The 5,992-nt window shown below is 72.0% G+C and carries 5 protein-coding genes; all 5 read left to right on the top strand.

Translation table 11 applies throughout. From position 1 onward, the window contains the following. Positions 1–73: 73 nt before the first annotated feature. Complete coding sequence (locus tag E2651_RS40435; protein ID WP_135336262.1) at positions 74–1,729, top strand: DAK2 domain-containing protein; 1,656 nt, start codon at positions 74–76, stop codon at positions 1,727–1,729. A 72-nt stretch (positions 1,730–1,801) separates the two neighbouring features. Continuing rightward, entirely contained in the window at positions 1,802–4,003 is a 2,202-nt protein-coding gene (gene recG, locus E2651_RS40430) for an ATP-dependent DNA helicase RecG (protein WP_135336261.1), read from the top strand. A gap of 71 nt (positions 4,004–4,074) precedes the next feature. Further along, positions 4,075–4,668, top strand: coding sequence for a 16S rRNA (guanine(966)-N(2))-methyltransferase RsmD (rsmD, locus tag E2651_RS40425; protein WP_135336260.1), 594 nt, complete (start codon positions 4,075–4,077; stop codon positions 4,666–4,668). Between the two features lie 26 nt (positions 4,669–4,694). Continuing rightward, positions 4,695–5,174, top strand: coding sequence for a pantetheine-phosphate adenylyltransferase (gene coaD / locus E2651_RS40420; RefSeq protein WP_209446377.1), 480 nt, complete (start codon positions 4,695–4,697; stop codon positions 5,172–5,174). A 60-nt stretch (positions 5,175–5,234) separates the two neighbouring features. Then, a partial coding sequence (locus E2651_RS40415) for a cell division initiation protein (RefSeq protein ID WP_135336258.1) occupies positions 5,235–5,992 on the top strand: 758 nt, incomplete at its 3' end.

Here is a 5,992-nt window from a genome sequence, read left to right as displayed (position 1 = left end):
GGCCCACCCCCGGCCCGCCCGCCGTCCGGGTCTACGCTGCGTCCATTCCGGATGCCTTAGAGGAGGCCAGCAGGTGCCGCAGAACGTCGACGCCGTCGCGGTGCGAGCCTGGTGCCGCCTCGCCCTGGACACCCTGGGAAGGGCCCGCGAGGAGATCGACGCGATCAACGTCTACCCCGTCGCGGACGGGGACACCGGAACCAACCTCTATCTGACCGTGGAATCGGCGTCCCGCGCGGTCGACGCGGTGTTCACGGGCCTGGAGCCCGCCCGCCCCTCGCTGGCCGAGGCCATGCGGGCGATGGCGCACGGCGCCCTGATAGGGGCCCGCGGCAACTCGGGCACGATCCTTTCGCAATTGCTGCGGGGGATGGCCCAGGTGCTCGGTGCCGACGCGGGGGACCACCGTGACCCGGATCACGCGGACGGGCCGAGGCTGGCGGCCGCGCTGCGGCGGGCCGCCGAATCCGCCTACCAAGCGGTCGCGCACCCCGTCGAGGGCACCGTCCTCACGGTGGCCACCGCGGCGGCGGACGCGGCATCCGGCGTGGGCGGCGACTGCGGGGCGGTGGCGCGGGCCGCGTACGACGGTGCCTGCCGGGCGCTGGACGCGACGACCGGGCAGCTCGCGGTGCTCGGCCGCGCCGGAGTGGTCGACGCCGGCGGGCGCGGGCTCGTGGCGGTCCTTGGGGCACTGGTCGGCGCCCTCTCCGGGGAGACGGTGCTCCTGAAGGCGGCCGGGAGCGGGCACGCGCGCGTGGAGCCCGTCGAGTGCGCGGACACGGCGGCCGACGAGGCGGGCCCCGCCTTCGAGGTGATCTACCTCCTGGAGGCGGACGACACTGCGGTCGGGCGGTTGCGCACGCGGCTCGACGGGCTCGGGGACTCGCTCGTCGTCGTCGGGGGCGACGGGCTGTGGAACGTCCACGTCCATGTGGACGACGCGGGGGCGGCGGTCGAGGCGGGCGTCGAGGCGGGGCGGCCGCACCGCATCCGCATCACCCACTTCGGAGCGGGCGACGCGCACACCGCCGGTGCCGCGCAGTCGCCCGGGGAGCGGGAACGTACGCAGCGCGCGATCGTCGCCGTCGTACCGGGCGAGGGGCTCGCGGGTCTCTACACGGAGGCCGGGGCGACCACGGTGCTCACACGCCCCGGGGAGCCGCCCGCCAGCGGGGAGCTCGTGGAGGCGATCCGGCGGGCCCACGCGCGCGAGGTGGTGCTCCTGCCGAACGACGCCGAGCTGCGGCACACCGCGGCGGCCGCCGCCGAGCAGGCCCGTACGGAGGGCGTACGCGTCGCGCTGATCCCCACCCGCTCCGCGGTCCAGGGCATCGCGGCCCTGGCCGTGCACGAACCCGACCGCCGCTTCGACGAGGACGTCGTCGCCATGACCTCGGCGGCCGGCGCGACCCGGTACGGCGAACTGGCCGTCGCCGAGCGGCAGTCGTGGACCATGGCCGGCATCTGCCAGGCCGGGGACGTCCTCGGCCTGATCGACGGCGATGTCGCGGTGATCGGCGACGAGACGACCCGCACCGCGCGGACCGTCCTGGACCGGATGCTGGCCGCGGGCGGCGAGATGGTCACGCTGGTGCTCGGCGAGAACGTGCCCGACAGCCTCGCCGACGAGCTGGAGAAGCATGTGCGCGAGGCCCATCTCGCCGTCGACACGGTGGTCTACCGCGGCGGACGCCAGTCGGCCTTGCTGCTGATCGGCGTCGAGTAGCCGGCCCGCGGCGCCCCTTGGCGGAGGCGGATTCGGGGGACGTACGCCGGATTGTCAGTGGCGTGGTGTGCAATGGATCTCGTGCCCGCGCTCGAAGAACCCCTGAAGAAAGTGGTCGGTCCTCCCACCGCGAAGGTGATGGCCGAGCACCTCGACCTGCACACCGTCGGCGACCTGCTGCACCACTACCCGCGCAGGTACGCGGAGCGGGGCGAGCTCACGCGCCTCGCCGAACTGCCCCTTGACGAGCACGTCACGGTGGTCGCCCAGGTCGCGACCGCCCGCGTCCTGAGGTTCAACGGGGGCAGCGGCCAGCGCCTCGAGGTGACGATCACCGACGGCAGCGGCCAGCTCCAGCTGGTCTTCTTCGGCCGGGGCATCCACAAGCCGCACAAGGACCTGCTGCCGGGCACGCGCGCGATGTTCGCGGGCAAGGTGTCCCTCTTCAACCGCAAGATGCAGCTCGCCCATCCCGCGTACGAACTGCTGCGGGGCGACACAGACGACGCGGTCGACGCGGTCGGCTCCTGGGCGGGCGCGCTCATCCCGATCTATCCGGCCACCGCCAAGCTGGAGTCCTGGAAGATCGCCAAGTCGGTGGACGCGGTGCTGCCCAGCGCCCAGGAGGCCGCCGATCCGCTGCCGCCCGCCCTCCGGGACGGCCGGGGGCTCATCCCGCTCCCCGAAGCGCTCCTGAAGATCCACCGGCCGCACACCAAGGCGGACATCGCCGCCGCCCGCGACCGCCTGAAGTGGGACGAGGCCTTCGTCCTCCAGGTCGCCCTGGCCAGGCGGCGGTACGCGGACGCGCAACTGCCCGCGATCGCCCGCAGGCCGAGCGAGGGCGGCCTGCTCGACGCCTTCGACGCCAAGCTGCCCTTCACGCTCACCGAGGGCCAGGAGAAGGTCTCCAAGGAGATCTTCGACGACCTGGCGACCGAGCACCCGATGCACCGCCTGCTCCAGGGAGAGGTCGGCAGCGGCAAGACCATGGTCGCCCTGCGCGCCATGCTCGCCGTCGTCGACGCGGGCGGCCAGGCCGCGATGCTCGCGCCCACCGAAGTCCTCGCCCAGCAGCACCACCGCTCGATCGTCGAGATGATGGGCGAGCTGGCCGAGGGCGGCATGCTCGGCGGCTCCGAGCAGGCCACCAAGGTCACGCTGCTCACCGGCTCCATGGGCGCGGCCGCCCGCCGCCAGGCCCTGCTCGACCTGGTCACCGCAGAGGCCGGGATCGTCATCGGCACGCACGCGCTGATCGAGGACAAGGTCCAGTTCCACGACCTGGGCCTGGTCGTCGTCGACGAACAGCACCGCTTCGGAGTCGAGCAGCGCGACGCCCTGCGCGGCAAGGGCAAACAGCCTCCGCACCTCCTGGTCATGACGGCCACGCCCATTCCGCGCACGGTCGCGATGACGGTCTTCGGCGACCTGGAGACCTCGGTCCTCGATCAGCTCCCGGCGGGCCGTTCGCCGATCGCCAGCCATGTCGTCCCCGCCGAGGAGAAGCCCCACTTCCTCGCCCGCGCGTGGGAGCGCGTGCGCGAGGAGGTGGAGAACGGCCATCAGGCGTACGTGGTCTGCCCGCGCATCGGCGACGAGGAAGACGATCCGAAGAAGAGCGCCAAGAAGAAGTCCGCCGAGGACGAGGCGGAGAAGCGGCCCCCGCTCGCCGTCGTCGAGGTCGCCGAGCAGCTCGCCCAGGGACCGCTCCAAGGCCTCAAGGTCGAGATCCTGCACGGCCGGATGCAGCCCGACGACAAGGACGCGGTGATGCGCCGCTTCGCCGCCGGCGAGACACAGGTCCTGGTCGCGACGACGGTCATCGAGGTCGGCGTGAACGTCCCGAACGCCACCGCGATGGTGATCATGGACGCGGACCGCTTCGGCGTATCCCAGCTGCACCAGCTGCGCGGCCGCGTCGGCCGAGGCTCGGCCCCGGGTCTGTGCCTCCTGGTCACCGACATGCCCGAGGCGAGCCCGGCCCGCGCCCGCCTGGGCGCCGTCGCCGCGACGCTCGACGGCTTCGAGCTCTCCCGCATCGACCTGGAGCAGCGCCGCGAGGGCGACGTCCTTGGCCAGGCGCAGTCCGGTGTCCGCTCCAGCCTGCGCATGCTCGCCGTCATCGAGGACGAGGAGATCATCGCCGAGGCCCGCGAGGAGGCCGCCGCGGTCGTCTCCAAGGACCCGGACCTGGAGCACCTGCCCGCGCTGCGCACCGCACTGGACGCCCTGCTCGACGCCGAGCGCGAGCAGTACCTCGACAAGGGCTGAGCGGCGGTCATGGGGCGTCGGCTGAGACACTGGGACGGCACCATCCCGTACGTACACCGACAAGGACTCAGATGACCCGCGTGATCGCCGGTACGGCCGGCGGACGCCGCCTCGCCGTCCCGCCAGGAAACGGCACACGGCCCACGTCGGACCGTGCGCGCGAGGGCCTGTTCTCCACCTGGCAGGCCTTCCAGGGCACGCTCGACGGCGCACGCGTCCTCGACCTGTACGCCGGGTCCGGCGCCGTCGGCCTCGAAGCGCTCTCCCGGGGCGCAGCCCACACCCTGCTCGTCGAGGCGGACGCCCGCGCGGTGCGCACCATCAGGGAGAACGTGAAGTCGATCGGCCTGCCCGGCGCCGAGGTCAGGGCGGGCAAAGCCACCCAGATCATCCAGGGTGGAACGCCAACGGCCCCGTACGACCTGGTGTTTCTCGACCCTCCGTACGCCGTGACCGATGACGATCTTCGCGAGATCCTGCTCACACTCCGCGCGGAAGGCTGGCTCACGGACGATGCGCTCGTCACCGTTGAACGCAGTACCAGAGGCGGAGAATTCGGCTGGCCCGACGGCTTCGAAGCGCTGAGGTCCCGTCGCTACGGCGAAGGCACGTTTTGGTACGGTCGCGCCGCCTCTACGTGCGACGACTCAGTGATCGCGCCATGACCGGACCGGAGAGCGAGGGACTTCAGTTGCGCCGCGCCGTCTGTCCGGGGTCATTCGACCCCATCACCAATGGACACCTCGACATCATCGCCCGTGCTTCCAAGCTGTACGACGTGGTGCACGTCGCGGTGATGATCAATCAGTCGAAGAAGGGCCTCTTCTCCGTCGAGGAGCGGATCGAGATGATCCGTGAGGTCACCGCCGACTTCGGGAACGTCGAGGTCGAGGCCTTCCACGGCCTCCTCGTCGACTTCTGCAAGCAGCGGGACATCCCGGCCATCGTCAAGGGCCTGCGCGCGGTCAGCGACTTCGACTACGAACTGCAGATGGCCCAGATGAACAACGGCCTCTCGGGCGTCGAGACGCTGTTCGTGCCCACCAACCCCACCTACAGCTTCCTGTCCTCCTCGCTCGTCAAGGAGGTCGCGGCATGGGGCGGCGACGTCGCGCACCTGGTGCCCCCGCTGGTGTTCGAAGCCCTCAACAAGCGCCTCGCCAAAGGCTGATCAGGGGCTACAGTCTTCCCGTCCGTCTCCCAACAAGCTGTAGAGAGTGGCGAGCACACGGTGGACGTGCAGAAGAAGATCGACGAGATCGTCGAGGCGATCGGCAGCGCCCGGTCCATGCCGATGTCGGCCTCGTGCGTGGTCAACCGCGCCGATCTGCTCTCGATGCTCGAAGAGGTGCGGCGCGCCCTGCCCGGCTCCCTCGCCCAGGCCCAGGAGCTGATCGGCGGGCGTGAGCAGCTGGTCGAGCAGGCCCGCCAGGAGGCCGAGCGGATCATCGAGACCGCGCACGCCGAACGCGGCTCGCTGATCTCCGACACGGAGGTCGCCCGCAACTCCCAGGGCGAGGCGTCCCGCATCCTCGCCGAGGCCCGCCAGGCCGCCGAAGAGGTCCGCGTCGAGGCCGACGACTACGTGGACAGCAAACTCGCCAACTTCGAGGTCGTCCTCACCAAGACCCTCGGCTCGGTCGGCCGCGGCCGCGAGAAGCTCCTCGGCACCGGACCCGGCCTCGACGAGCAGGGCTACGAGGACGAGGACGCCCCGGAGCGCAGCCACGACCCGGAGACGCTGCGCCGGGACGCCGACGCGTACGTGGACGCCAAGCTCGGCGCCTTCGAGGCGGTCCTCGCCAAGACCCTGGAGGCGGTCGGCCGCGGCCGCCAGACCCTGCACGGCCGGGCGCCCGCCGACGAGCTCGGCGGCCTGGCCCAGGGCGACGGCGCCTCCCAGGCGCACACCACCGACGCCGAGTACCTCGCGGACCTCGCAGGACCCATGGCCGCCGCGACGCCCGCCGCCCCGCAGCAGCCCCCGGC

This window comes from Streptomyces sp. MZ04 (assembly GCF_004684775.1).
Lineage (GTDB): Bacteria > Actinomycetota > Actinomycetes > Streptomycetales > Streptomycetaceae > Streptomyces.
The sequence above is the reverse complement of the archived record's forward strand: the minus strand, read 5'-3'. Positions and strand labels throughout refer to the sequence as shown.